Below are 24,235 nucleotides of genomic sequence, written 5' to 3' on the forward strand. Positions count from 1 at the left end.
GGGATGGGGAGAGGGTCATTAAACTTGATTTGAAAGGAATTCAAACATGGCTCAATTGAACAACATCCGCACCGTGTCGGTGCCTTCCATCGGCAAGCTGCCGCTGGCCGAAAAGCCGGGCACCTTCACGCCCAGCGGCACGAAACGCGACCACAAGCCGGGCCGCTTGCCGGAAGACGGCGGTTACACCGAATCCGGCGTCGGCGCGAAGCTGGAACTGAACCTCAACCTGCAAGGTGGCATCGACGCGCAGACCTTGAACAACATCAAGGACGAGGACGTGACGGTGCGCCTGGCCGACGGCAGCGTGCATCTGTTGAGCCGCGCTTTCGTCACCGAGCCGGTGGGCGTGAGTGATGGCGAAAGCAAGCTGACCATCATGTCCAACACTTCCGAAAAGATCGCGTAGGTGCGGCATGGCGAAGCTCAAACTCAAGCACCCGCTGACCTTCGGTAAAACGACCGTCGAAGAGCTGACGTTCCGCGATTATCCCATCGCGTCGGACTATCTCAGCTTCGACCGGCGCGGCGGCGTGGCGCAACGCATCGCGCTGATCGCCAGCCTGACCGGAACCGACGAACAGGTGGTCGAGCACCTGCATGGTTCCGACTATCGCAGGGCCGAGGCGATGGCCGACAAGATGATGGCGGACGACGAGGCCGAAGCGCTGACCGACGAAGAACTGTTCCCGAAGCCGAAAACGCCGGAACAGGAGGCGGCGGAAAAAAAGTCACAAGAATCGTGACGGCTGCGTCGCTGGTGATGAACGTCCTGCACCAGCCCGAACCCATCGTCATGTCCTGGCCGCTGCCCAAGCTGTTCATGTACGCCGGGATCGCCGCCTCGATGTCAGGACGGAAATTTGACTAACCATGTATGGAGACAACTATGAGCAAAGACGAACAAGCCATCGAAGCAGAAATTCAAGCCAAGGGACTCAACGCCCCGCGTCTCTCGCCTGAGCGGATTGACGCAGTGATCGTGGAAGAGGACTACCACGTCTTCCCCGGAACGACGCTGACGGTGTGCTGCCTCAAGTTGCGCAACGGCTTCACCGTGACCGGCGAGAGTGCGGCGGCCAGCCCGGAGAACTTTGACGCCGAAATCGGCCGGAAGATCGCCAGAAGCAACGCCCGCGACAAGATTTGGGCGCTCGAAGGCTACGCCCTCCGCGAACGTCTGTCCGAGAAAGAGTAAGGCCCATCATACGGGCGGGAAACATTTCCCGCCTGACCGCGCCACCCGCGCGCGCGTAAGCTCCGGTGTAAATCCATCGGAGCTTTTTTCATGTCAGAACCAGCCGTCCGCGCCGAGCTTCAAATCACCTTAAAAGACGGCTCTACAGCCGGTTTGAAAGCTATCGCCGCCGAGGCGGAAAAGACGGCGAAGAAAATCTCGTCCGCCTCCGAAGAGGCGGCCAAGAAATCGACCTCAGAAACCGAGAAATCAACCTCTCGCCAGCGCTCAAGCTACGAACGCCTGTCCCATGCGCGCGAAGTGCTGGGCGTCCGCTCCGAGCGCTCCATCCAGCGCGAAATCCAGCAGACCGAAGCCGCCTACAAGCGCCTTGAATCTTCCGGCACGGTGTCTTCCGAGGCACTGGCCCGCGCCGCCGAAAAGACCCGCGAGAAGATCACCAGGCTGACCAACGAAATGGGCAAGCTGACCGCCGAGCAGAAGCGCGCTGCGCAGGAAGCGGAGAAGTTCGAGAAGATCAACACGCGCATCCGCACCGGCATCGCCGTCGGCGCGGGTGTCGCCGCCGCCGGTTACACCCTGTCCGGCCCGGCCAGGGCGGCGATGTCGTTCGATGAGCGCCTGGCCAGCATGTCGAATACCGCTTATGCCGAGCGTGACGCCGCCGGGCGCGTAATCGGCATGCGGGAGCTGGAAGCTGTCATCAACAAGGCCGTGCGGCCCGGCATCGGCGGCGGAACGCGCGAGCAGGCGGCCGAGGCGCTGGATGCGATGATCGCCAAGAACACGCTGGGCTATCAGCGCTCGATTGAGTTCCTGCCGACGGTGATGAAGACCGCCAGCGGGGCCAGCGCAGACCCGACGCAGATCGCCAACCTGGCAAGCGTCCTGGTCGGCCAAAAAGTGGTGTCGAACGACGCCGAGCTGAAGACCGCGCTGAACATGGTCACCGCAGCCGGGCAGGCCGGAGGATTCGAGATCAAGGATATGGCGCGCTGGCTTTCCCAGCAGATGCCGCTGGCGGGCAAGGCTGGCCTGATGGGGTTGGACGGCCTGCAGAAAGTGCTGGCCATGAATCAGGCCGCCGTGCTGACCGCAGGCACCACCGACGAGGCCGGAAACAACGTCAAGAACCTGCTCGCGAAGCTGGCCTCACGGGATACCGCCACCGACTTCGAGAAGGCCGGACGCGGCGACCTGACCGCGTACATGATGAACCAGCGCCTGAAGGGCGTCGACGCCGTCAGCGCCTGGCAGAACATCATCGACAGCGAGGCCGAGAAAGACCCGCGCCTGCAAGCCGCCATCGCCAAGCTTAACCAGACCAAGGACAAGGGCGAACAGGCGCGGATACTCGAATCCATCAAGGCGCTGTCCGAGGGCGGCGTGATCGGCAAGTATTTCCAGGACATGCAGGCCGTCGGCGCGCTGATGGGGCTGCGCAACAAGGACGTGGTCGGCAACGTGGAAGCGGCGATCTCGCGCAACCGCAAGGAATTCGGCGTGAACGACGTTAACTACGAGGTGATGAGCGGCACCTCTTCGTTCCAGGTGCGTGCGGCATCGCAAGCGAAGGAGGCCGCCCAGAAGAGCGCGATGGACGGCCTTACCCCGGCCATCGGACGCGCGGCCGAGATGTTCACCGACATCGCCAACAAGCACCCGGTATTGATCGGCGCGACGACGCTGGCCACCGCCGCACTCGGCGCGCTGGCCACCGCCGCCGGTTTATCTTCGATGGCGCTGGGCGGCAAGGGCAACGCCATTGCCAGAACCGCCGCGAAGTACATGCCGACCGTCGGCAAGACCGCCCGCGCGGGTGGAATCGGTGTCGGCGCGCTGGTGGGAGGCTATGCCCTGGACAAAGCCTTCGGCGAAGAATCGGCGATCTCGCGCTACGGTTCCAGCATGCTCAACGGTGCCGCCATCGGCGCAACCGTCGGCAGCTTTGTCCCGGTGCTGGGCACCGGGATCGGCGCAGCGGTCGGCGGCGGGATTGGTGCGCTCTACGAGGGCATCAAGGATGCCTTGAAGCCTGCCGAGCAAAAGCCGGTGGACGTGGATGCCAAGCTGACGGTAGGCCTCGCCCCCGGCCTGGTGTTGCAGAGCCAGTCGGTGCAGACATCCGGTCAGGGTAACGTGCAGATGAACACCGGCAGCCTGTGGAGTACTCCGTGAGCTGGCGCGAGCGCCTGGTGCGCGCCGAGCTGCGCGGTTTCGAGTTCCTGACCGACAGCCACGATACCAAGGGCGGCCGCCGCTTGGTGGTGCACGAATATCCGGGCGGCGATGTTCCGGCAGTGGAAGACCTCGGCGAAAAGGCCGGTGAATGGAACCTGAACGCTTATTTCATCGGCCCCGATTACGACCTGGAGCGCAATGGTTTTCTGGGAATCCTGAATCAGCCTGGCGCGACATGGTTGATGCACCCGTGGCTCGGCCGGATATGGGTGCGCGTGCGCGACTGGTCGGCCCACGAAAGCAACCGGGACGGCGGCATGTGCACGGTCTCCGTCCACTTCGTGCCGGGCGGGTCAAGCATTCAGCCAATATCGGATAGGGTCGATATTGCAATCGACCGGGTCATCAAGTTCAAGCAGGTCGTTCAGGACAAATTCGCGCTTGAGCCGATGTCTGCCGCCTCGATGACCAGCATGATCGCTTCGGTGCAGGGCCAGCTCGACCGCGTGCGCAGCCTGATCTCGCTGGCGACCTTACCGCTGACCCTCGCTAACCAGGCGCGCGGTGTGATCGACGGCATCAAGGGCGACGCGGCGGCGCTGATGGCTGTTCCGGCTCAGTACGCGGCGGCCATGCGGTCTTTTTCCAACCTGCTCGGCTCGGGCGATGCGGCGGGCAACTCGGCTTCCTCGACTGGCTATTCGTCCTCCGGCGTCTCGGACACGGCTTTGCCGCAGGTGGTGGATAGCCTGGTGTCGATGACAAAGCTGCCCGCGCCGGTGCCGGGCGGTGCGGGCGACTCACCGGCCTTGCGCGTAAACCTGCGGCGTGAGGACGATTGCCGCCGCCGCCTGATGCTGGCCGGTGCGGCGCAGGCCGCGCTGGCCGACTATCGCTCGGCAGAAGACCGGGACGCTGCGCTGGCCAGCGTGCTGCAGGCGATGGACAGGATGCTGCCGGACATGTCCGACGAGGTGTTCGAGGCGGCGCTCGATTGCCGCGCGACGCTGATCGATGCGCTGCTCGCGCAAGACCTCGAACCCGCCCAGGTACGCGACATCGTATCCCCGCTCCCGGCTACGGTGCTGGCGCACCGGATGGAAGTGGACGAGGCGGTGTTCCTGGTGCGCAACAAGGTGCGTCACCCGCTGTTCGTGAGGGGGCGCGTCCGTGGCTAACCTGGTGGAAATCCAGTTCGACGGCAAGCGCTACGGCTTCTGGAAGAACGTGCGCATTCGCGGCTCGGTGGACGAATTGTGCCAGGCAGTGCAGCTCGGCGTGACCCTGCCGGGTTCCGGAGATTCGCTCGGGCTGAATGCAAACACCGTGGTGCGGGTGCTGATCGACGGCGAACTGGTGGCGACCACCCGCACCGGGAAGATTCGCCGCAAGGTCGGAGCGGAAGAGCACGCCATCCGCTTCGAGGCACGTTCGCTGGCGCGCGAGCTGGTCGATTGCCAGTACTCGAAGACGCTGTCGGGCCTCAAGCTGGGCGAGATCGTGAAGCGCCTTTGCGGCCTGTTCAAAGTGCCTGTGAAGATCGAGGCCGACACCGCCGTGGTGCCGGAATTCTCGATGCAGTGCGAGACTCCGGCCAATGCCCTCATCAACGCGGCGCGCACGGCCAATGTGCTGCTCTACCCGACGCCTGACGGCGGCCTGGTGCTGGCCGCGCCGTCGAACGATGCGCCGGTGGCCACGCTGGTGTACGGCGTGCACATAAAAAGCTACGAGATCGTGGACGACTACGACATGCGGTTCTCGGAGTACGTGGTCAAGAGCTTCGACTACGAGGGCGGCGCGGCGCTGAAAGGCGCGGTCAAGGATGACGGCATCGGCTTTTTTCGCCCGATGCACATCGTGTCCGACCGCCACGGCCACAGCACGGGCAGTTGCACCCGGCGCGCGGAACTGGAGCGCAGCCGCAGGCTGGCGCGGGCGCATGCGATCCAGTTGGAGGTGTACGGCTGGCGGCATGAATCCGGCCTCTGGCCGCTCAACAAGCAGGTGCGCGTGGTGATCCCGCAGGAGGGCATCGACGGCGTGTTCCTGATCGGCGACCGCGAGTTCATCCAGGACGACAAGTCGGGCACGGTGGCCATGCTGCAGGTGATGCACCGCAACGCGTTCCTGGGCGAGCCGCCGAACAAGAAAACCAAGCGCAGCGCGGGAGCAAGGAAATGATCCGGCAGATGTGGAGCCGCCTGCAACTGATCGTCGCCCAGGGTGTGGGGGTGATGACCACCCGCGACAAGGTCCAGGTGACGGTGCTCGATGGCGACGACGTGCCGCAGAACGTGCGCCGCGTCGAGCCTTACGGATTCAGCTACCGCCCGCCGCGCAAGGGCTTTCAGGCGTACATGGTGTTTCCGGCCGGAGACCGCTCGCACGGCCTGTGCCTGATCATCGGCGACAAGCGCTACCAGATGGACTTGCAGGAGGGCGAGACGGCGCTGCATGACGACGAGGGCAACCATGTCCACATCAAGCGCGGCGGCGTGATCGAGGTCAAGGCGGCGACCAAGGTGATTGCGCAAACGCCGCTATTCGAGACCAGCGGAGACGCGAAGATCGGCGGCAAGCTGACGGTGCTGGGCGGCGCGGACATCACCGGCGCGATGAAGAACAACGGCAAGAACGTCGGCGACACGCACACCCACGCTGAGACCGGCGCAAACACTTTAGGGGTGAACTGATGCTGAAACTGGTGCAGATCGACAACGGTGTATTTGACCTGGCATTCGACGATCCGGCGCTGGCCGACGAGGACGCGGCCGTGGCGACGCTGGTCTACGCGGTGCTGTTCTCCGATTCGGAGGCTCCGCCAGAGCGCGTTTCCGACCGCTACGAGCGGCGCGGCTGGTGGGCAGACCCGGAGGCGGGAAGCGGCCTGTGGCATGTGCGCCGCCAGCCGCTTGGCAGCGCGGCTCGGCGCGAGACGCTGGCGATGATCGAAAACGCATTGACCAGCCACGGGCTGGCCGGTGTTCAGGTGACCGAGCAGGCCGATTCGGCGGGAAACGTTTCCAGCGTATTGCTCCAGGTAACGGGGCGGCACAATGGCCGTAACTTCACCGTGAAAGTGCCGTTGTGAAAAATTTATTTTTACGTTCGTCCCCTCGCCCGCTTGCGGGAGAGGGTTAGGGAGAGGGTTTCGTGATCCCGTATAACCGCCCCGCCTATCTTGCGCTGCTGACGCGCGTCGAAAGCGATCTGGCCGCGCTGCCTGCGGTGCTGCGTCTCCAGCTCTCCGCGATGTGGGCGCGCACGGTCAACGGCATGCACGGGCACCTAGACTGGATCAGCCTGCAAAATTCCCCGCTGACCTGCGAACTGGAGCGGCTCTACGATTGGGCCGCCCTCTACGAGGTAGATCGCCTGACGGCAAGCAAGGCCGAGGGCGCGGCGCTGGCCAGCGGCGTGGCCGGTACGCAGTTGCTGGCCGACACCTTGCTGCGCGGGTTGAACGGCCTGGATTACGTTGTGCTGTCCGCCGTGGCGCTGGGTGCGGGCGATACCGCCGTGTCCATCCGCTGCACCACGGCGGGCAGCGCCGGGAACCTTGTCTCCGGACAGACATTGACGCTGGTTGACCCGGTGCCTGGCTGCGGCAGCACGCTGACCGTCGGCGCGGGCGGCATCACCGGCGGTGCGGAAGACGAGGCGGTGAACTCATGGCGCGCCCGCGTGGTCGAGGAATGGGCGACGGTGGTATCGAGCGGAGCGCGCTCCGGCAGGCCGGACGATTATCGTTTCTGGGCGCGCAGCGCCCACCAGTCCGTGACCGGCGCGCTGGTGCAACTGCACACCCTGGGCATGGGCACGGTGCTGGTGCGCCCGGTCTGCAACGGGCTGGCCGACCGCCTGCCGACGCAGGCCGTGCTCGATGCCGTTGCGGTCAAGTTCGCGGCCATTGCGCCCGCAAACGCGGACTGGAGCGTTGCCGCGCCGTCGGTGCACCCAGTCACGCTGACCATCCACCTGCTGCCCGCCGTAGATACCGCCGAGAACCGTGCGGCAATCCAGGCGACACTCAATAACCTCGTGCTGACCAAGGGCGGCACCAGCGACGAATCCCTGCAACTGCTCTGGGCCGAGGTGGATGCGGTGATCGCCGTCATCACCACGCAGTACGCGCTCGACGAGTCCGGCAGCATCACCTGGCTGGCATACGAAGTTCCGGTGCTGCAGCCGGTGAACTGGATATAGCCATGAAGCTGCCTATTTATACCGCCTCAAATTATGCCGCCGCCCAGGGCGCGCTGCTGCAGCCAGGCGCGGCCTTCAAATGGCCGCAAGGCGGCTTCGGCGACACGCTGTTGAAGGGGATGGGCGCGGAGCTGGAACGCATCGGGGAAGGCGCGCAGGCCGCGCTCGACGCGGCCATTGATGCGCATAGGCCGAAGTACACAAACTGGCACATCGACGAATACCGCCGCGTGGCCAATGAGGCGATTGCAGGCGTGGCCGAGACCATGCCGCGCAAGCCGTTTACGGCAGGAAGCAAGGCCGGACAGCGGCTCTGAAGCCATGCGGCACCTGGACTGAATTTCCCGGTGCCGCTGGTGCAAGTCGATCACCTGCTCGGCCCATTCCGGGCTGGCAGCAAGGCTGGGCAGCAACTATGGGGGACGCGCAGCCGCTATGTGCTGCGCGTGCGCTACTACCGCTCGGTGGTAAACCCCAGGCCGCTGTGGGACGCGCTCAATGCATTCAAACAGGCGCACGTGCGCCTGTGGTTCGAAGACATCACAGGAACAGGAGGAAGCTATGCATAAAATTGATGGGGCCGGACACGTCAATCACACTTTCGTGAACGAAGACCCGGCGACGAACAGGCCGGGGACGGAGGTCACGCCGGAATGGCTGAATGCCCTCCAGGAGGAAAATACCAACGTTATCGAGTTAGCGCAGATCGCGCTGAACAAGGGTGACAACACCCAGCTCAAACAGGCACTGTTAGCGCTGTTCCCCTTGAAGGAAGGCTCCGCCGGGGTGCTGCGAACTTTGACTCCGGCCGGAGGTGCGCGCGTGCGCGAGCTGGGCGACATCCCCAACGCCGCCACGGTCGGAGGCATCGAGTACGGCATTGCCTACAACTGCAACATCGACCCAGTCACCGGCGTGTGGGCCGGACGCGACGTGGCGGACATCTGCTGGCTGGAAAAATGGACGGACGTCGGCGGCGTGAAGGAATTCTGGTACGCGCCGAATGCGGCGGATGGGGCGGCACCGGCCTGGGCGCTGGCCGGGAAGATCGACCTGGTGAACGGCATTCCGCAGTTCGACACCAGCAAGCGACTGGCAACGATGGAAGCCTTGCAGCGGGCGCTCGGCAATATGCAAGGCAGCGTAGACATTAATGCTGCCACCGTGCTGACGAGTGCAGATGTCGGTAAGGCATGCCTGTGCTACGGCGGTGCCGGTTTTACTGTCACCATTCCTGACTCGTCTACTTGCCCTCCTGGCTCGGTGATCGAGATCGAGTCATATCTAACAGCTGGAAACGTAGTAACGATCAATCGTTCCGGAGCGAATTTGTTTTACGGTAATTCGTCCGGAATCACATCATTTACGCTCAATCCAGGAGATAGCGTCAGACTGATGAACAGCGCATCTGGTAACCGATGGATCCTCACTGGAGGATCCGCGCAGTTGGAGTACTCGGGCGGACGAATCGGAGTGAACCAGTCCTGGCAGAACGTAAGTGCGAGCCGTGTAATGGGGACTGCTTACATAAACACCACCGGAAAGACTATGGCCGTATCTGTCTTGGCAATTATTACATCGAGTGGCAATACGCTGCAGGGAATAGTTAATGGAGTTGCGGTTGTAAATTCATGCGCAACGCCTGCCGGCACTAATTCTGGGCTGATGGTATTGGTTCCGCCTGGTGCAACCTACTCAATAGGTAATGCTGGCGGTGGTGCAGGTGCTCATAATTGGTATGAACTTCGTTAAATAAGGATTAAGCATGCGCTACTTTCAAAATCCGACTGATGCAAACAAAATATATGGCTACGACAGCACTGATCCGTCACAGGAAGAACTGCTGCAAGCTGCTATTGATGCTGACTGGCTTGAAGTTACAGGGAGCTGGCCTCCACCGCCTACCACCGAGCAGGTCATTGCTGGCTTCACCATCGATATTCAGAAGCGGCTGGACGACTTTGCCAAGACGCGCGGCTACGATGGCATCCTGTCGGCCTGCACCTACGCGACCAGCTTGGTGCCGACATTCAAGGCGGAGGGGCAGTATTGCGTCGAGGCGCGCGACAATACTTGGGCAGTGGCATACGCAATCATGAATGCCGTGCAATCCGGACAGCGCCCCATGCCTACGAAGGCCGAAGTGATTGCAGAACTGCCAAACCTGATATGGCCAGCATGATGTACTCGCGCTGGTAAAAAAAGACGGTGCGACCGTTGCAGGTGCTGGAACACCAGTAACGGCCACCTTCCGCAGAATGAGCCTGCGTTTGGCCTCGGCACCGTGCTGTGCACACAGCGGTTCGAGGCTATCACGCGGATTAGTTAAGTGGAAACCATACGATGCGGTAAATGCAGCAAGCTGCTGGCCAAGGCCAGCTACTCGAAACTAGAAATCAAGTGCCCCCGCTGCGGGACGCTTAACCAGTTGAGGGCCGAGAGCCCCAAACCAGAACGCCATGGAGCGTCAATCCGAAAGGAAACGCTCCATGACAAGCAAGGAACAGCAGCTCTTTAACAATTCGAACCACGTTCAATTGGCCGGTGCCGATCTGTACCGGGGCGACTGCCTAGCAATTATTCCAAACCTGCCCGGCCAGTTTGACGCCATCGTGACCGATCCGCCGTATTCGAGCGGTGGCCAGTCCAAGTGAGACCGGGCGCGCGGCACCGGCTCGAAGTACCTGAACGGTTCGAGTAAGTACCCGGACTTTCTGGGCGACACCAAGGATCAGCGCTCCTATCTGCACTGGTCTGCCCTCTGGATGGCCTTGTGCTACGACAAGCTGGCCGACGGTGGCCTGATGATCGCATTTACCGACTGGCGGCAGCTCCCGGTAACGACCGATGCGATCCAGGCGGCCGGATTCACCTGGCGCGGGGTTGGCGTATGGGACAAGACCGGTAGCGCGCGTCCCTACAAGGGCGGCTTTCGCGCCCAAACGGAGTTCTTCTGCTGGGGCAGCAAGGGGGCGTTGAATGGTGACAAATACTCCCCAGGCCTGTTCCGCGTCCCTCCGTTGGCAGGCGGCAAGTATCACCAGGTCGGGAAGCCGCTCCCCTTGATGGAGGAACTGGTCAGCGCCTGCGGCCAGCGCATCCTCGACCCGTTCATGGGTTCCGGCACCACCGGCCTTGCCGCCCTCGGTCAAGGCAAGGAATTCACCGGCATCGAGGTGTGCGAGTATTACTACCAGGTGGCCGTAGATCGTCTGAAGGGTGGTTAAGTGGAAAATAAACCGCCTGTGAAGGCGGTTTATTTGTATCCTGAAATCAAGCGATTTATGCTTTAATTCCCGTCCTGAAATCAAACGCTATCTGTCCGAAAATCAAAGCCGCTTTACTATTGAGCGTGCAATTTCGCTAGGAATGTACACGCAGGAACAATTCGTGGCGCACTTCCCTACCTCAAGGGTAGCCAAGGGCGCTCCTATCCCATCGCAAATACCTACATTCCAGGATATGTCCAAGCGCTGGTTAGCGGCATCCAGCCACCTGTCTTCTGGCACCTTGAAAAAATACACCCAAGCACTTGAATTCTGGCTAGAGAGGCTCTGCGCAGAGCAGATCGACAACATCACCTATTCCACCATAGCTGCACTTGCAAATGCTCAAGGCTGGAAAGCAAAAAATCGAAACAATATGCTTATTCCATTGCGCGGTGTCATGGAAATGGCCTACCTCGATGGGATTATCGAAAATAATCCCGCGGGCCGGATCAAGAATGCCAAGGTTCAGAAGGAGCCTCCGGATCCTCTTGAAGCGGAAGAGGTTGATAGCATCGTCAAATACCTACGCTGGAAGTATGACGACCAAGTCGCCAACCTGATTGAATTTTCTATCTTTACCGGCATGCGCCCAAGTGAGGTCATATCCCTGCAGTGGAAAGACATAGACCACCGGCGTGGCCTCGCCAGGGTCGAGCGTGCCCGAACGTTTGGAGAAGAACATGAAACGAAGACATTCAAGGTTCGCGATGTCGAGCTTAATGCTCGTGCCAAGGCTGCACTTTCACATCAAAAGGCACATACTTTTAAAAAAGGTGGTTATGTGTTCGAGAACCCGGTAACTGGAGAGCCATATACCGAGGAGCGGCCGATTCGTCGTGCCTACTGGAATCCCACGCTTAACGCGCTTGGTATCAGACAGCGCACCTTCTATCAGACACGCCACACCTATGCCACCTTGAATCTCATGGCCGGCGCCAATCCAATGTGGGTAGCGCGGCAGCTAGGTCATGTGAATATGAATATGGTTCTCACCGTCTATTCCAAGTGGATAGATGGTGCAGACAAGAGCAAGGAACGCGGGAAAATTGACGCGACGTTCTGTGGCACCGCCACAAATACGCCACAAAAAAATGAAAATATTACGTAACTTACTGATTTAACTGGTCGGGGCGAGAGGATTTGAACCTCCGACCACTTGCACCCCATGCAAGTACGCTACCAGGCTGCGCTACGCCCCGAGGGCGCGGATTATAGCAGAGCGGGATGAATCATGAAGCGTTTTTACGCGTTCAACAGCGCAAGAATCTCGCGAATCTCGTGGCGCAATGCGGCGACGTTCATTCCGGCCGCAGGCTCAGCAACCTGCGGTTGAACCTCACCGGGATGATCCAGGCGGTTGCGTGCGCCGCTGATGGTGAAACCCTGCTCGTACAGCAGCTCGCGGATGCGCCGGATCAGCAGCACTTCATGGTGCTGGTAGTAGCGACGGTTGCCGCTGCGCTTGACCGGTTTGAGCTGGGTGAATTCCTGTTCCCAGTAGCGCAGCACATGCGCCTTGACCCCGCACAATTCGCTGACTTCACCGATGGTGAAGTAGCGCTTGGCGGGAATTGGCGGGAGTTCGGAACTAGGTTTGTGGTTTTCCATGATAGGACTTTTCCACCATGGTCTTCAGTTTCTGGCTGGGGTGGAACGTCACCACGCGCCGCGCGGTAATCGGAATTTCCTCGCCGGTTTTGGGGTTGCGTCCGGGGCGCTGCGGTTTGTCACGCAACTGGAAGTTGCCGAAGCCGGACAGCTTGACGCTCTCGCCCTTCTCCAGTTGTGCGCGGATTTCTTCGAAGAATGCCTCCACCATGTCCTTGGCTTCGCGTTTGTTGAGCCCTACTTTTTCGAACAGCAAATCGGCCAGTTCGGCCTTGGTTAACGTCGTTGTCATTTCTCTCCCTTACATACGCAGCTGCGCGCCGTGCCGTTGCATCACATCCACCAGCAGCGCGACGCTCTGTTCGATTTCCGAATCTGTCAGCGTCTTTTGAGTATCTTGTAATAACACACGGAATGCAAGGCTTTTTTTGCCTTGCTCCACGCCCTTGCCGCGATACACGTCGAACAGCGCAATTTCCTGGACATAGGGCGCGTTAGCCTGCTGCATGGCGTCCAGCAAGGTCTGCACGGCAACCGCCTCGTCCGTCAGCACCGCCAGATCGCGCCGTACCGGCAGGAATTTGGCGATTTCGCTCATGCGCGGCACATTGGCTTGTGTCAGCGCACCGAGTTCGACTTCGAACCATACGGCGGGCTGCGCCATGTCGTATTGCTGCTGCCATTGCGGGTGCAGCTCGCCGATCCAGCCGATCGCCTCATCACCGCAATAAATCTGCGCGGAGCGCCCCGGATGCAGGGCCGGGTGGACTGCCGCAACGAAGCGCAAGGCTTGGGGCGCGAACAGCGCCTCGACATCCGCCTTCACGTCGTAGAAATCTACCGGTTTCGCGGCTGCACTCCATTGTTCGGGATGCGTGGTGCCGTAGGCAATGGCCGACAAGCGCAGGCTCTGCACGTACTCGTCATTCCGTTTGGCAAAGCACGCGCCAGTCTCGAACAGGCGCACCCTCCCCTGCTTGCGGTTCAGGTTGTAGCGCAATGCGCCGATCAGGCCGACGATCAGGCTGCTGCGCATCACCGCCATGTTGCTCGCAATCGGATTTTGCAGCGCGACTGGATCGGCATTGCCGCACAGCTCGCGTTCGGCCTGCTCTTCGACAAACGCGTAACTGACGATTTCCTGGTAGTCGCGCGAGACGAGTATCTGCTGGATGCGCGCCAGCGGACGCTGCGACTCGCTGTAGGGCAGCATGGACAGCGCGGCCTGCGGCGCCAGCGCGGGAATGTTGTCGTAGCCGTGCACACGCGCGAGTTCTTCGATCAGGTCGGCCTCGATGGAGAGGTCGAAACGGAAGCTCGGCGGGGTCACGCGATAATCGTCGTCTGATGAAGGCCTCGCAGAGGCGGCGATCGCCCCCTCTCCCGCTTGCGGGAGAGGGTTGGGGAGAGGGCCGTTTGTCGTGAACTCGAATTGCAGGCGCTTCAGCAGGGTGGCGATCTCTGCGTTGTCCAGTTCAATGCCGAGCACGCGCGAGACGCGCGAACGGCGCAGCGCAATCGGCATGCGCTTCGGCAGTTCCCCGCGCACTTCGCCGACAGGCCCGGCGCTACCGCCGCAGATTTCCAGCAACAGTTGCGTGGCGCGCTCCATGGCCTGGCGCGTCGCCGCGAAATCCACGCCGCGCTCGAAGCGGAACGAGGAATCGGTCGCCAGCCCGAAGCGGCGCGCCCTGCCGGCGATCGTGTCGGGATGGAAAAAGGCGCTTTCGAGGAATACATCCTGCGTCGCAGTTTCCACGCCGCTGCCCTGCCCGCCCATGATGCCCGCCAGCGCCAAGGCTCGCACCTCGTCGGCAATGACCAGTACTTCCGCGTCGAGCCTCACGGTCTGTTCGTTGAGCAGGGTCAGTTCCTCGCCGTCGCGCGCGCGGCGCACCGTGATGCCGCCGGAAAGCTTCGCGAGATCGAAGGCGTGCATGGGCTGGCCCATCTCCAGCATCACGTAGTTGGTGATGTCCACCACCGCGCTGATGCCGCGCAAGCCGCTGCGCTCCAGGCGGCGCAGCATCCAGGTCGGCGTCGACGCGGCGGCATTCACGCCACGCACGATGCGGCCGCAATACAGCGGGCAGGCCTGAGCATCGAGCACCTTGACCGGCAATTGCTCGGACAACACGACCGGCTGAGCCTTAATTCCCAGTTGCTTGAGCGGGCTGCCGGTCAGCGCCGCAACTTCGCGCGCGATGCCGGCCATGCCGGAGCAGTCGCTGCGGTTCGGCGTGAGCTTGAGCGTGAACAGCTTGTCGTCCAGTTCCAGGTATTCGCGCAGCGTCTTGCCCACCGGCGCATCGCCGGGCAACAGCCACAGCCCATTGCTTTCCTCGGCCAGGCCGAGTTCCTTCGCGGAACACAGCATGCCGAACGATTCGACGTTGCGCACCTTGGCCTGCTTGATGTTGAAATCGCCTGGCAGGGTCGCGCCGATGCGCGCGCACGGCACCTTTACGCCAACCGCGACATTCGCCGCACCGCACACGATGGTCAGCGGCTGCGCCTCGCCGACGTTCACCTGGCACACGTTCAGGCGATCCGCATTGGGATGCTTGACCACTTCCAGCACTTCGGCGACCACCACGTTGTTGAACGCAGGCGCAACGGCTTCCAGCGCCTCGACTTCCAGCCCGGCCATGGTCAGCAGATGCGCCAGCTCATCGCTGGACAGCGCCGGATTGACCCAGGTTCTCAACCAGTTTTCGGAAAATTTCATCGCTATATGCTCAGTTGAATTGCTTGAGAAAGCGCAGGTCGCTCTCGTAGAACAGGCGCAGGTCGTTCACGCCGTAGCGCAGCATCGCCAGGCGTTCCACGCCGAGGCCGAATGCGAAGCCGAGATATTTTTCGCTGTCGATATTGACGTGCTTCAGCACGTTGGGGTGCACCATGCCGCAGCCACCGATTTCCAGCCAGCCGCCGTTCCAGCTCATATCCATTTCAGCCGATGGCTCGGTGAACGGAAAAAACGAAGGGCGGAAGCGCACCCGCAAATCGTCGCGCTCGAAGAAGCGCTGCAGGAAATCCTGCACCACGCCCTTGAGATTGGCGAAGTTGATCTCATCATCAACCCACAGGCCCTCGACCTGATGGAACATCGGCGAATGGGTGGCGTCGGAATCAACGCGGTAGACGCGTCCGGAAGAAATGATCTTCAGCGGAGGCTGATGCGCTTCCATGTAACGCACCTGCACCGGCGAGGTGTGGGTGCGCAGCACATGCTGCGGATCAATGTAGAAGGTATCATGCATCGCGCGCGCCGGATGGTTTTCCGGGATATTCAGCGCGGTGAAGTTGTAGAAATCGCGCTCGATTTCCGGGCCGGACGCAGTGGCGAAGCCCAGCGAGTGAAACAGCTGCTCGATGCGTTCCAGCGTGCGCGTCACCGGATGCAAACCGCCCGTGTCCAGGCCGCGCCCGGGCAAGGTCACGTCCAGCGCTTCCGCCGCCAGCTTCTGCTCCAGTTTGTTTTGCTGCAACGCATCGCGACGCTGCTGCAGAGCGGCTTCGATACTTTGCTTGACCTGGTTGATACGTGCGCCTGCGGCAGGGCGCTCTTCCGCCGACAGCTTGCCCAAGCCTTTGAGCAAGGCAGTCAGGCTACCCTCCTTGCCCAGGTATTTTGCCTTGACCTGCTCCAGTTCGGTTTCATCACCGATTGCGGCGAACTGCTGCAGGGCCTGATCGAGAATTTGTTGAAGCTCTTGCATCTATAACACCACTACCCAAAGGGAATGCCACAAACAAAAAAGGAGGCTTACCGCCTCCTTTGTTTTTCAAGCTTGCGCTTAAACGCCGAGGCTGGCTTTGGCTTGCGCCACGAATTGCGCAAACGCCGGCTTGTCGAACACGGCGATGTCCGACAGCACCTTGCGGTCGACCTGGATGTCGGCCTTCTTCAGCCCGTTCATGAACACGCTGTAGGTCAGGCCCATCTCGCGTGCTGCCGCATTGATACGCGCGATCCACAGGGTGCGGAACTGGCGTTTCTTCTGGCGGCGGTCACGGTAGGCATATTGCCCGGCCTTCATCACCGCCTGTTTGGCGATACGGTAGACGTTCTTGCGGCGACCGCGATATCCCTTGGCTTGCGCCAATACTTTCTTGTGGCTGGCGCGCGCGACTACTCCACGTTTTACTCTTGGCATGATCTACTCCTTATGCGTAAGGCAACATGGCGCGAACCGATGCTGTGTTGGTTGAGTGGACTTCGGCAGTGCCACGCAGCTGACGCTTATTCTTGGTGGTTTTCTTGGTCAGGATGTGGCGCTTGAACGCTTGTGAGCGTTTGACGCTGCCACCGGCGCGGATCTTGAACCGCTTGGCCGCCCCGCTTTTGGTTTTCATCTTGGGCATGGTTGCTCCTTAAATTATGATGCCAGGTGTTTTCCGGTGGAAAAGCTTGATAACCCATACACCACTTTTTGTCGGGGAACTATTTGTTACATCACCTCGACCATCCCCTTGCTGTCGAGACAACTGAATTCGTCTACTTCTTCTTGGCCTTGGGCGACAACACCATCACCATCTGCCGGCCTTCCATCTTGGGAAACTGCTCGACCACACTATGCTCTTCCAGATCATCCCGGACGCGCTGAATCAAACGCATACCGATTTCCTGGTGGGCCATTTCACGACCACGAAAGCGTAGTGTAATTTTGGTCTTGTTACCGTCTTCCAGAAACTTGACCAGATTGCGCAATTTGATGTTGTAGTCGCCCTCGTCCGTACCCGGGCGAAACTTGATCTCCTTGATCTGGACCTGTTTTTGCTTAAGCTTGGCCTCGTGCTGCTTCTTGCTTTCGGCATACTTGAATTTGCCGATATCCATGATGCGACACACCGGCGGCTCCGCCAATGGCGATATCTCCACCAAATCCAGCTCTGCTTCATCCGCCAGACGCAACGCCTCCGCGATGGTCACGATCCCGAGGGGCTCTTTTTCGACACCAATGAGCCGCACCTGCGGTGCGGTAATCATCTCGTTGGTGCGCTGCGTTTTTTCTTGTGCTATCGCAATATCTCCAATTGGACAATACTAAGCCGTGCTTCCCGCTTTTGCCTCGGTCTTTAAGCGCTGAAGCAATGCTTCCAGCGTCATCTGTCCGAGATCCTCACCACTGCGGGCGCGCACGGCCACCAGTTTTCCAGCCACTTCCTTATCGCCGACAACCAGCTGATAAGGCAATTTCTGCAAGCTATGCTCGCGTATTTTATAGGTAATCTTCTCGTTGCGCAAATCCAGTTGCACGCGCAGTCCGGCTTCGCGCAACACTTGAGCCACTTGCAGCACATATTCCTCCTGCGCCTGCGAGATATTCATCAGCACCGCCTGCACCGGCGCCAGCCACAGCGGGAACGCCCCGGCATGGTGCTCGATCAGGATGCCGATAAAGCGCTCCATCGAACCGAGGATCGCGCGGTGCAGCATCACCGGCGGCTTGCGGCTGTTGTCCTCGTCGACAAACTCCGCGTCCAGCCGCACCGGCAGGTTGAAATCCAGCTGGATCGTGCCGCACTGCCACAGGCGGCCGAGGCTGTCCTTCAGCGTGAATTCGACCTTGGGGCCATAGAACGCACCCTCGCCGGGCTGCACTTCATACTCCAGTCCGTTCTGCTGCAGCGCCGACGCGAGGCCGGCCTCGGCCCTGTCCCAGGTCTCGTCGGAGCCGACGCGTTTCTCCGGGCGGGTGGACAGCTTGACCAGCACCTCGTTGAAGCCGAAATCGCGGTATACCTCGTTGAGCATCACGATGAAGTTCGACACCTCGGACTGCACCTGGTCTTCGGTGCAGAAAATATGCGCATCGTCCTGAGTGAAGCCGCGCACGCGCATCAGGCCGTGCAGCGAACCGGAAGTCTCGTTGCGGTGACAGGAGCCGAATTCTGCGAGGCGCAGCGGCAGGTCGCGGTAGCTGTGCAACCCGTGGTTGAAAATCTGCACATGCCCCGGGCAGTTCATCGGCTTCACCGCATAATCGCGGTTCTCCGAGCAGGTGGTGAACATGTTGTCGCGGTAGTTTTCCCAGTGGCCGGATTTCTCCCACAGGGTACGATCCATGATGGTCGGCGTGCGCACTTCCTGATAGCCGTGCTCACGGAACTTGCGGCGCATGTATTGCTCGACTTCCTGCCACAGCGTCCAGCCCTTGGGATGCCAGAACACCATGCCGGGCGATGAATCCTGCATGTGAAACAGTTCGAGTTGCTTGCCGAGCTTGCGGTGGTCGCGCTTCTCGGCTTCCTCGATCTGGTGCAAGTAGGCGTCCAGCTCTTCCTTCTTTGCCCAAGCCGTGCCGTAGATGCGCTGCAACATCTCGTTTTTCGAGTCGCCGCGCCAGTAGGCGCCCGCGAGCTTCATCAGCTTGAAGGCCTTCAGCTTGCCGGTGGATGGCACATGCGGGCCGCGGCACAGGTCGGTGAATTCGCCCTCGCTGTACAGCGACACGTCCTGGTCTGCCGGGATCGACGCTATGATCTCGGCCTTGTACTGCTCGCCGATATGCTTGAAGTACGCCACCGCCTCGTCGCGCGGCAGCACGCGGCGCGCCACGGGCAAATCCAGTTTGGCGATCTCGCCCATGCGCTTCTCGATGGCCGCCAAGTCTTCCGGCGTAAACGGGCGCTTGTAGGAAAAATCGTAATAGAAGCCGTTCTCGATGACCGGCCCGATGGTCACCTGCGTATCGGGAAACAGCTCCTTCACCGCATGCGCCAGCAGGTGCGCGGTGGAATGACGGATGATCTCCACGCCGTCCGCATCCTTGTCGGTGACGATCGCGAGCGCGGCATCCTGCTCAATCAGATGCGAGGTATCCACCACCTTGCCATCCACCTTGCCCGCGAGTGCGGCACGCGCCAGACCCGCGCCGATGCTGGACGCAACGTCGGCGACGGTGACGGGTTGCGCAAAACTGCGCTGCGAACCGTCCGGCAAGGTGATGACTGGCATATCGGTTCCCGGAAATACAAAGTGCGGCAACGCCGCACTCGAAATGTTGGTAGGCACGATTGGACTCGAACCAACGACCCCTACCATGTCAAGGTAGTGCTCTAACCAGCTGAGCTACGCGCCTAATGGGGTCGCATTGTATCCGAAAGCGTTGCAGGCTACAAACGGAAATCGCGCGCAACCATGAAGGCGGATTGCCACGGGAAGCTACAAAGGATGCATTGCCTTAAATTGCCCGCAACCTGAATGGCCGCACTTCGAACTTAACGCAATTTAGTTGACGCACGTCAGGGTTTTCCGGCCCAAACCCGATTTAAGCTGCAAGCGGGAAAAAAATTTACAACCCGCGGCATCACGCCATTTATTTCAATCTTGGAGAACAACATGACACACAGCACTACCCTCGGCGGCAACCCCGTACAACTGAACGGCAACTTCCCCAAAACAGGACAAGCCGCGCCGGCCTTCTCGCTGGTGAACAAGGATTTGCAGGACATCACCCTGGCCAGCTTCGGCAACAAGCGCAAGGTGCTGAACATCGTGCCGAGCCTGGACACGCCGACCTGCCAGGCTTCCGCACGCCGCTTCAACCAGGCCGCGAGCATGCAGAACAATGTTGTGGTGATCAACATCTCCGCCGACCTGCCGTTCGCCATGTCGCGCTTCTGCTCCAGCGAAGGGCTGGACAACGTGGTCAACCTGTCCGTGATGCGCGGCCGGGAGTTTTTGCGCAACTACGGCGTGGCGATCGCGAGCGGCGTGCTGGCCGGGCTGGCGGCCCGTGCGGTAATCGTGCTGGACGAAAGCAACGTGGTGCGTTACACCGAACTGGTCGGCGAGATCAAGAATGAGCCGAATTACGACGCGGCACTGGCAGCACTGTTGGTCTGTTGAGTAAGGCTGGCTTCCGGCGGCTCAATAGCCGCCGGAAGCCAGGTTGTCGAAGCGCGTGTATTCGCCGCGGAACGCGAGTTCCACCTTACCGATCGGGCCGTTACGCTGCTTGCCGATGATGATCTCGGCCTTGCCCTTGTCGGGGGAATCGCTGTTGTAGACTTCGTCGCGATAGATGAAGAGGATCAGGTCGGCATCCTGTTCGATAGCGCCCGATTCGCGCAGATCGGACATCACCGGGCGTTTGTTGGGGCGCTGCTCCAGGCTGCGGTTCAACTGCGACAGCGCGATCACCGGCACATGCAATTCCTTCGCCAGCGACTTCAGGGAACGGGAAATTTCCGAGATTTCCGTGGCGCGATTCTCGCTCGCCTTGTTGCCGGGCGAACTCATCAGTTGCAGGTAGTCCAGTACGATCAGGCCCAGCCCGTTGTTCTGGCGGTGCAGGCGGCGCGCCCGCGCGCGCACTTCGAGGGCTGACAGCGCGGCGCTTTCGTCGATGTAAACCGGCGCGTCGTTGAGCCTGCCGAGCGCATGGGTCAGCCGCCCCCAGTCGTCGTCCTGCAGGCGGCCCGTGCGCAGGTCATGCTGGTTGAGCTTGCCGACCGAACCGAGCATACGCATCGCCAGTTGCGATGCGCCCATTTCCATACTGAAGATCGCCACCGGCAGCTTGCCGTCCAGCGCGACGTTCTCGGCGATATTGATGGAGAAGGCGGTCTTGCCCATACTCGGGCGCCCCGCCACGATGATCAAATCGCCCGGCTGCAAGCCAGATGTCATGCGATCCAGATCGGTGAAACCGGTGGCCGTACCGGTTACGTCGCTCTGGTTGTCGCGCCCGTAGAGCGTCTCGATGCGCTCCACCACCTGGGTCAGCAACGGCGGCATGGACATGAACCCCTGCTTGCCGCGCGACCCCGCCTCGGCAATCTCGAACACCTTGCTTTCCGCCTCGTCGAGCAGTTGCGCGGCGTCGCGTCCGGCCGGGCTGTAGGCGCTGCTGGAAATATCGGTGCCGACCTCCACCAGCTTGCGCATGATGGAACGCTCGCGCACGATCTCGCCGTAGCGGCGGATGTTGGCTGCCGACGGCACGTTCTGCGCCAGGCTGCCCAGGTACGGCAGGCCGCCGACCTTGTCCAGCTCACCGGCGATCTCCAGCGCCTCGGCGACGGTAATCACGTCCACCGGCTTGGCCATCTCGCTCAGGCGTACGATCTGGCGGTAGATCAGGCGGTGCTCGTGACGATAGAAATCGTCGTCGGTCATCAGGTCGGCAATCTTGTCCAGCGCGCTCGCCTCGAGCAGCAGGCCACCCAGCACCGACTGCTCGGCTTCCACGGAATGCGGCGGCAGTTTGATCTGGTCGAGTTGTGCGTCGGCAGCGGAGAAATTGTTCATTTGGCAGATTGCGCCCGAGGTGTAAGCGGAAGATATTTTACTCTGATGGAAACAAAAAAGGACTGTCGCCAGTCCTTTTCCGTATCGCCTTGATGCAAAGGCGGATTACTGTTCGCCGAGCACCGAGACGGTGATGTCAACGACCACATCGGTGTGCAGCGCAATGCTGACCGGATGGTCGCCGATGGTCTTGAGATGGCCGGTGGGCATGCGCACCTGCGCCTTCTCGATCTCGAAGCCCTGTGCAGCCAGTACCACCACGATGTCGGCATTGGTGACCGAACCGAACAGCTTGCCGTCCACGCCGGCCTTTTGCACGATCTGCACCGTCAGGCCGGCGAGCTTTTCACCGCGCGCCTGCGCTTCCGCCAGCCTGGCCTTCTCGGCCGCCTCGATCTCGGCGCGGCGCGTTTCGAACTCGGCCATGTTGGCTGCGGTCGCGCGCTTGGCCTTGCCTTGGGGGATCAGAAAATTGCGGGCAAAGCCGTTCCTGACCTTGACCACATCGCCCAGTTGGCCGACGTTGGTCACTTTTTCCATCAAAATTACTTGCATGACTTCGCTCCTTAGTGCAGATCGGTGTAGGGCAGCAAGGCCAGGAAGCGCGCGCGCTTCACGGCAGTGCTCAGTTGGCGCTGATAGCGAGTCTTGGTGCCAGTGATGCGCGCCGGGATCAGCTTGCCGTTTTCGGAGATGAATTCCTTGAGGATATTCACGTCCTTGTAGTCCACCTCGGCGATTTTCTCGACCGTGAAGCGGCAAAACTTGCGGCGTTTGAACAGATTGTTGCGGGAAGAACGCTTGTTCTTGTCATCCTTCTTCTTGTCTATACGAGCCATGATATTTCCTTATTCCAAAATTATGTCATTGATATGCAAAACCAGTTGCCGGCTGCGGATGCTTTGCTGCGCCAGGAAGCCACGTACCTTCACGGTCTGCCCTACTGCGAACTTCGCGGCCTTTTCGGCCACTCCGGCAAACGCCAGCGCATTCACTTCGCACCGCACCTGCCGCATTCCATCCGCTTCGGGCTGTTGCGAGCTGTGGCTCAATGTCAGCGCCACTCTCGCCACCCCGGCCGGGGTATACCGCATGCTTTCCAGCGCGATCAGCTCACCGCTGATGACAACCTGGTTACGCGCCAAGCCTACGCTGCCGCGCCTTCTTCAGCCTGCGGCGCAGCGGCGCCTTCGACCGGCACGGAACGGGATTTCTCTTCCTTCATCATCGCAGACGGCTCGGTGACGGCAGCCTTGGTCTTGACGGTCAGGTGGCGCAGCACCGCGTCGTTGAAGCGGAAGGCATGCTCCAACTCATCCAGGGTTTCCTGGTTGCATTCGATGTTCATCAGCACGTAGTGTGCCTTGTGGATTTTCTGGATCGGGTAAGCCAGTTGGCGGCGGCCCCAGTCTTCCAGGCGGTGAATCTGGCCGCTCTTGGAAGTGACCAGCGTGCGGTAGCGTTCGATCATCGCGGGCACCTGCTCGCTCTGATCGGGATGCACGATAAATACGATTTCGTAATGACGCATTACATCTCCTTATGGTTAAAGCCCCCCGCCATGCGTAACGGTGGAGCAAGGTATGCGAAGCTGCCTATCAGCCTCACAAGGGCGCGCATTATAGCGGAATAGGCTTATGCGTCAAGGATTTTGGGGATTTATGGCATACCGGAACGAGGTGATGCTACATGCGTTGCCGCACCGCCTCGAACAGACAGATCGCCGTAGCCGCCGCGGCGTTCAGCGACTCGACCCTACCGGGCATCGGGATGGCAATGGTCTGCGTGGCGAGTCTCAGCAAGCCGCCAGACAGCCCTGCCCCTTCGTTGCCGACCAGGAACGCCACCTTGCCGCGCAAATCGCAGTCATACAGGCTGTGCGTGGCCTGCAGACTGGCCGCCAGCAGCGCACCACGGAATGCCTTGGCCACCTCCGGCAAATCCTGCCGCTCATGGATATCCAGCGCAAAATGCCCGCCCATCGCGGCGCGCAGCACCTTCGGCGACCATGCATCGGCGCAGCCTTTGGAGAGAAACACCGCATCGCAGCCCGCTGCCGCCGCCGAGCGCAGCATCGAGCCGAGATTGCCGGGATCCTGGATATCCTCCAGCATCAATGCAAGGCGGCTGTCGGCCGCCGTTCCCGCCGGATGCGGCAGATCGATCACGGTGAGGATGCCGGTCGGCGTTTTCAGTTCGCTGAGTTCCGCGAACAGCCTGTCGTCCAGCTGCGTCACCGGTATGCCTGCAGCGCGTTCGAGCAACGCCGCTATTTCCGCATCGTGCAACGCGGCCGCATTCAGCAGAATGTGCTGCGGCTGTTTCCCGGCATCCAGATACGCCGCCAGCAGATGCGCGCCGTCCAGCAGGGTCTGCCCGGCCTTGCCGCGTTGCCGCGCCGAACCGGCAAGCCTGGAGAGTTCCTTGAAAAAGGGATTGTCGCGGGACTGGATCGTTTTCATGCTGCGTCAATATCCGATCAACCATCGGAGATGGACGGAGCATAAC

The 24,235-nt window shown here is 60.9% G+C and carries 33 protein-coding genes and 2 tRNA genes; 19 read left to right on the forward strand and 16 right to left on the reverse strand.

Translation table 11 applies throughout. From position 1 onward, the window contains the following. Positions 1 to 46 precede the first annotated feature (46 nt). The 18 genes from ACRRNM_RS04165 to ACRRNM_RS04250 all read left to right on the forward strand — a co-directional run bounded on the left by ACRRNM_RS04165 (position 47) and on the right by ACRRNM_RS04250 (position 11,965). A complete protein-coding gene (locus tag ACRRNM_RS04165; protein WP_435626981.1) occupies positions 47 to 409 on the forward strand; it encodes a phage tail tube protein in 363 nt (120 codons plus the stop codon). A 7-nt stretch (positions 410 to 416) separates the two neighbouring features. After that, on the forward strand, positions 417 to 746 hold the full coding sequence (locus ACRRNM_RS04170; protein WP_435626982.1) for a phage tail assembly protein: 330 nt from the start codon (positions 417 to 419) through the stop codon (positions 744 to 746). After that, positions 743 to 871 (forward strand): hypothetical protein, encoded by a 129-nt coding sequence (locus ACRRNM_RS04175; protein WP_435626983.1) that lies wholly within the window; start codon positions 743 to 745, stop codon positions 869 to 871. Before ACRRNM_RS04170 ends, ACRRNM_RS04175 begins: the two co-directional genes overlap by 4 nt. Before the next feature lie 18 nt (positions 872 to 889). Beyond that, positions 890 to 1,198, forward strand: coding sequence for a Gp49 family protein (locus tag ACRRNM_RS04180; protein WP_435626984.1), 309 nt, complete (start codon positions 890 to 892; stop codon positions 1,196 to 1,198). Between the two features lie 90 nt (positions 1,199 to 1,288). Further along, entirely contained in the window at positions 1,289 to 3,376 is a 2,088-nt protein-coding gene (locus ACRRNM_RS04185) for a phage tail tape measure protein (protein ID WP_435626985.1), read from the forward strand. Continuing rightward, complete coding sequence (locus tag ACRRNM_RS04190; protein ID WP_435626986.1) at positions 3,373 to 4,557, forward strand: DNA circularization N-terminal domain-containing protein; 1,185 nt, start codon at positions 3,373 to 3,375, stop codon at positions 4,555 to 4,557. Before ACRRNM_RS04185 ends, ACRRNM_RS04190 begins: the two co-directional genes overlap by 4 nt. Then, positions 4,550 to 5,563 carry a phage baseplate assembly protein gene (locus tag ACRRNM_RS04195; protein WP_435626987.1) on the forward strand — a complete coding sequence of 338 codons (1,014 nt, stop codon included), beginning with the start codon at positions 4,550 to 4,552 and terminating at the stop codon, positions 5,561 to 5,563. Before ACRRNM_RS04190 ends, ACRRNM_RS04195 begins: the two co-directional genes overlap by 8 nt. Next, on the forward strand, positions 5,560 to 6,075 hold the full coding sequence (locus tag ACRRNM_RS04200) for a phage baseplate assembly protein domain-containing protein (RefSeq protein WP_435626988.1): 516 nt from the start codon (positions 5,560 to 5,562) through the stop codon (positions 6,073 to 6,075). The genes ACRRNM_RS04195 and ACRRNM_RS04200 overlap by 4 nt, the downstream gene beginning before the upstream one ends. Next, entirely contained in the window at positions 6,075 to 6,473 is a 399-nt protein-coding gene (locus ACRRNM_RS04205; protein WP_435626989.1) for a phage GP46 family protein, read from the forward strand. The genes ACRRNM_RS04200 and ACRRNM_RS04205 overlap by 1 nt, the downstream gene beginning before the upstream one ends. Before the next feature lie 62 nt (positions 6,474 to 6,535). After that, positions 6,536 to 7,588, forward strand: coding sequence for a baseplate J/gp47 family protein (locus ACRRNM_RS04210; RefSeq protein ID WP_435626990.1), 1,053 nt, complete (start codon positions 6,536 to 6,538; stop codon positions 7,586 to 7,588). A 2-nt stretch (positions 7,589 to 7,590) separates the two neighbouring features. Continuing rightward, entirely contained in the window at positions 7,591 to 7,905 is a 315-nt protein-coding gene (locus ACRRNM_RS04215) for a hypothetical protein (RefSeq protein ID WP_435626991.1), read from the forward strand. A gap of 39 nt (positions 7,906 to 7,944) precedes the next feature. After that, entirely contained in the window at positions 7,945 to 8,157 is a 213-nt protein-coding gene (locus ACRRNM_RS04220; RefSeq protein ID WP_435626992.1) for a hypothetical protein, read from the forward strand. Beyond that, positions 8,150 to 9,340, forward strand: coding sequence for a hypothetical protein (locus ACRRNM_RS04225; protein WP_435626993.1), 1,191 nt, complete (start codon positions 8,150 to 8,152; stop codon positions 9,338 to 9,340). Before ACRRNM_RS04220 ends, ACRRNM_RS04225 begins: the two co-directional genes overlap by 8 nt. 13 nt (positions 9,341 to 9,353) lie before the next feature. Continuing rightward, on the forward strand, positions 9,354 to 9,770 hold the full coding sequence (locus tag ACRRNM_RS04230; RefSeq protein ID WP_435626994.1) for a hypothetical protein: 417 nt from the start codon (positions 9,354 to 9,356) through the stop codon (positions 9,768 to 9,770). A 147-nt stretch (positions 9,771 to 9,917) separates the two neighbouring features. Continuing rightward, complete coding sequence (locus ACRRNM_RS04235) at positions 9,918 to 10,106, forward strand: Com family DNA-binding transcriptional regulator (protein ID WP_435626995.1); 189 nt, start codon at positions 9,918 to 9,920, stop codon at positions 10,104 to 10,106. After that, the gene (locus tag ACRRNM_RS04240; protein WP_435626996.1) at positions 10,078 to 10,242 is read left to right on the forward strand and encodes a hypothetical protein; all 165 of its coding nucleotides are present in this window, start codon (positions 10,078 to 10,080) and stop codon (positions 10,240 to 10,242) included. The genes ACRRNM_RS04235 and ACRRNM_RS04240 overlap by 29 nt, the downstream gene beginning before the upstream one ends. A 60-nt stretch (positions 10,243 to 10,302) precedes the next feature. Continuing rightward, positions 10,303 to 10,815 carry a DNA-methyltransferase gene (locus tag ACRRNM_RS04245; protein WP_435628635.1) on the forward strand — a complete coding sequence of 171 codons (513 nt, stop codon included), beginning with the start codon at positions 10,303 to 10,305 and terminating at the stop codon, positions 10,813 to 10,815. Between the two features lie 163 nt (positions 10,816 to 10,978). Continuing rightward, positions 10,979 to 11,965 carry a tyrosine-type recombinase/integrase gene (locus tag ACRRNM_RS04250; RefSeq protein ID WP_435626997.1) on the forward strand — a complete coding sequence of 329 codons (987 nt, stop codon included), beginning with the start codon at positions 10,979 to 10,981 and terminating at the stop codon, positions 11,963 to 11,965. Between the two features lie 14 nt (positions 11,966 to 11,979). Here the strand turns inward: ACRRNM_RS04250 and ACRRNM_RS04255 are convergent. From ACRRNM_RS04255 to ACRRNM_RS04300, 10 genes are all read right to left on the reverse strand, one after another. Beyond that, positions 11,980 to 12,056, reverse strand: a tRNA-Pro gene (locus tag ACRRNM_RS04255). Between the two features lie 43 nt (positions 12,057 to 12,099). Next, a complete protein-coding gene (locus tag ACRRNM_RS04260) occupies positions 12,100 to 12,465 on the reverse strand; it encodes a MerR family transcriptional regulator (RefSeq protein ID WP_435626998.1) in 366 nt (121 codons plus the stop codon). Next, a complete protein-coding gene (locus tag ACRRNM_RS04265; protein WP_435626999.1) occupies positions 12,446 to 12,757 on the reverse strand; it encodes an integration host factor subunit alpha in 312 nt (103 codons plus the stop codon). The genes ACRRNM_RS04260 and ACRRNM_RS04265 overlap by 20 nt, the downstream gene beginning before the upstream one ends. Before the next feature lie 9 nt (positions 12,758 to 12,766). After that, positions 12,767 to 15,193: a phenylalanine--tRNA ligase subunit beta gene (pheT, locus tag ACRRNM_RS04270; RefSeq protein WP_435627000.1), complete on the reverse strand. Its 2,427-nt coding sequence runs from the start codon at positions 15,191 to 15,193 to the stop codon at positions 12,767 to 12,769. Positions 15,194 to 15,203: 10 nt separating this feature from the next. Further along, on the reverse strand, positions 15,204 to 16,187 hold the full coding sequence (gene pheS, locus ACRRNM_RS04275; protein WP_435627001.1) for a phenylalanine--tRNA ligase subunit alpha: 984 nt from the start codon (positions 16,185 to 16,187) through the stop codon (positions 15,204 to 15,206). Between the two features lie 78 nt (positions 16,188 to 16,265). Next, complete coding sequence (gene rplT, locus ACRRNM_RS04280; protein ID WP_435627002.1) at positions 16,266 to 16,625, reverse strand: 50S ribosomal protein L20; 360 nt, start codon at positions 16,623 to 16,625, stop codon at positions 16,266 to 16,268. Positions 16,626 to 16,635: 10 nt separating this feature from the next. Continuing rightward, on the reverse strand, positions 16,636 to 16,833 hold the full coding sequence (gene rpmI, locus ACRRNM_RS04285) for a 50S ribosomal protein L35 (RefSeq protein WP_435627003.1): 198 nt from the start codon (positions 16,831 to 16,833) through the stop codon (positions 16,636 to 16,638). 133 nt (positions 16,834 to 16,966) lie between these two features. Beyond that, positions 16,967 to 17,491 (reverse strand): translation initiation factor IF-3, encoded by a 525-nt coding sequence (gene infC / locus ACRRNM_RS04290; protein ID WP_435628636.1) that lies wholly within the window; start codon positions 17,489 to 17,491, stop codon positions 16,967 to 16,969. Positions 17,492 to 17,515: 24 nt separating this feature from the next. Then, positions 17,516 to 19,429, reverse strand: a complete 1,914-nt coding sequence (gene thrS / locus ACRRNM_RS04295; protein ID WP_435627004.1) for a threonine--tRNA ligase — start codon at positions 19,427 to 19,429, stop codon at positions 17,516 to 17,518. 47 nt (positions 19,430 to 19,476) lie between these two features. Continuing rightward, positions 19,477 to 19,553, reverse strand: a tRNA-Val gene (locus tag ACRRNM_RS04300). Between the two features lie 260 nt (positions 19,554 to 19,813). Between ACRRNM_RS04300 and tpx the strand changes: the two genes are divergently transcribed. After that, positions 19,814 to 20,323: a thiol peroxidase gene (gene tpx, locus ACRRNM_RS04305; protein ID WP_435627005.1), complete on the forward strand. Its 510-nt coding sequence runs from the start codon at positions 19,814 to 19,816 to the stop codon at positions 20,321 to 20,323. Between the two features lie 21 nt (positions 20,324 to 20,344). Here the strand turns inward: tpx and dnaB are convergent, their stop codons facing one another. From dnaB to ACRRNM_RS04335, 6 genes are all read right to left on the reverse strand, one after another. Next, positions 20,345 to 21,727, reverse strand: a complete 1,383-nt coding sequence (gene dnaB / locus ACRRNM_RS04310; RefSeq protein ID WP_435627006.1) for a replicative DNA helicase — start codon at positions 21,725 to 21,727, stop codon at positions 20,345 to 20,347. Positions 21,728 to 21,832: 105 nt separating this feature from the next. Further along, positions 21,833 to 22,282, reverse strand: a complete 450-nt coding sequence (gene rplI, locus ACRRNM_RS04315; RefSeq protein WP_435627007.1) for a 50S ribosomal protein L9 — start codon at positions 22,280 to 22,282, stop codon at positions 21,833 to 21,835. 11 nt (positions 22,283 to 22,293) lie between these two features. After that, complete coding sequence (gene rpsR, locus ACRRNM_RS04320) at positions 22,294 to 22,566, reverse strand: 30S ribosomal protein S18 (protein WP_435627008.1); 273 nt, start codon at positions 22,564 to 22,566, stop codon at positions 22,294 to 22,296. A gap of 9 nt (positions 22,567 to 22,575) precedes the next feature. After that, the gene (gene priB, locus ACRRNM_RS04325) at positions 22,576 to 22,872 is read right to left on the reverse strand and encodes a primosomal replication protein N (RefSeq protein ID WP_435627009.1); all 297 of its coding nucleotides are present in this window, start codon (positions 22,870 to 22,872) and stop codon (positions 22,576 to 22,578) included. Between the two features lie 2 nt (positions 22,873 to 22,874). Next, on the reverse strand, positions 22,875 to 23,258 hold the full coding sequence (rpsF, locus tag ACRRNM_RS04330; RefSeq protein ID WP_435627010.1) for a 30S ribosomal protein S6: 384 nt from the start codon (positions 23,256 to 23,258) through the stop codon (positions 22,875 to 22,877). A gap of 154 nt (positions 23,259 to 23,412) precedes the next feature. Beyond that, positions 23,413 to 24,189: a TrmH family RNA methyltransferase gene (locus ACRRNM_RS04335; RefSeq protein ID WP_435627011.1), complete on the reverse strand. Its 777-nt coding sequence runs from the start codon at positions 24,187 to 24,189 to the stop codon at positions 23,413 to 23,415. Between the last annotated feature and the right edge of the window lie 46 nt (positions 24,190 to 24,235).

Source organism: Ferrigenium straubiae (assembly GCF_051257895.1).
Lineage (GTDB): Bacteria > Pseudomonadota > Gammaproteobacteria > Burkholderiales > Gallionellaceae > Gallionella > Gallionella straubiae.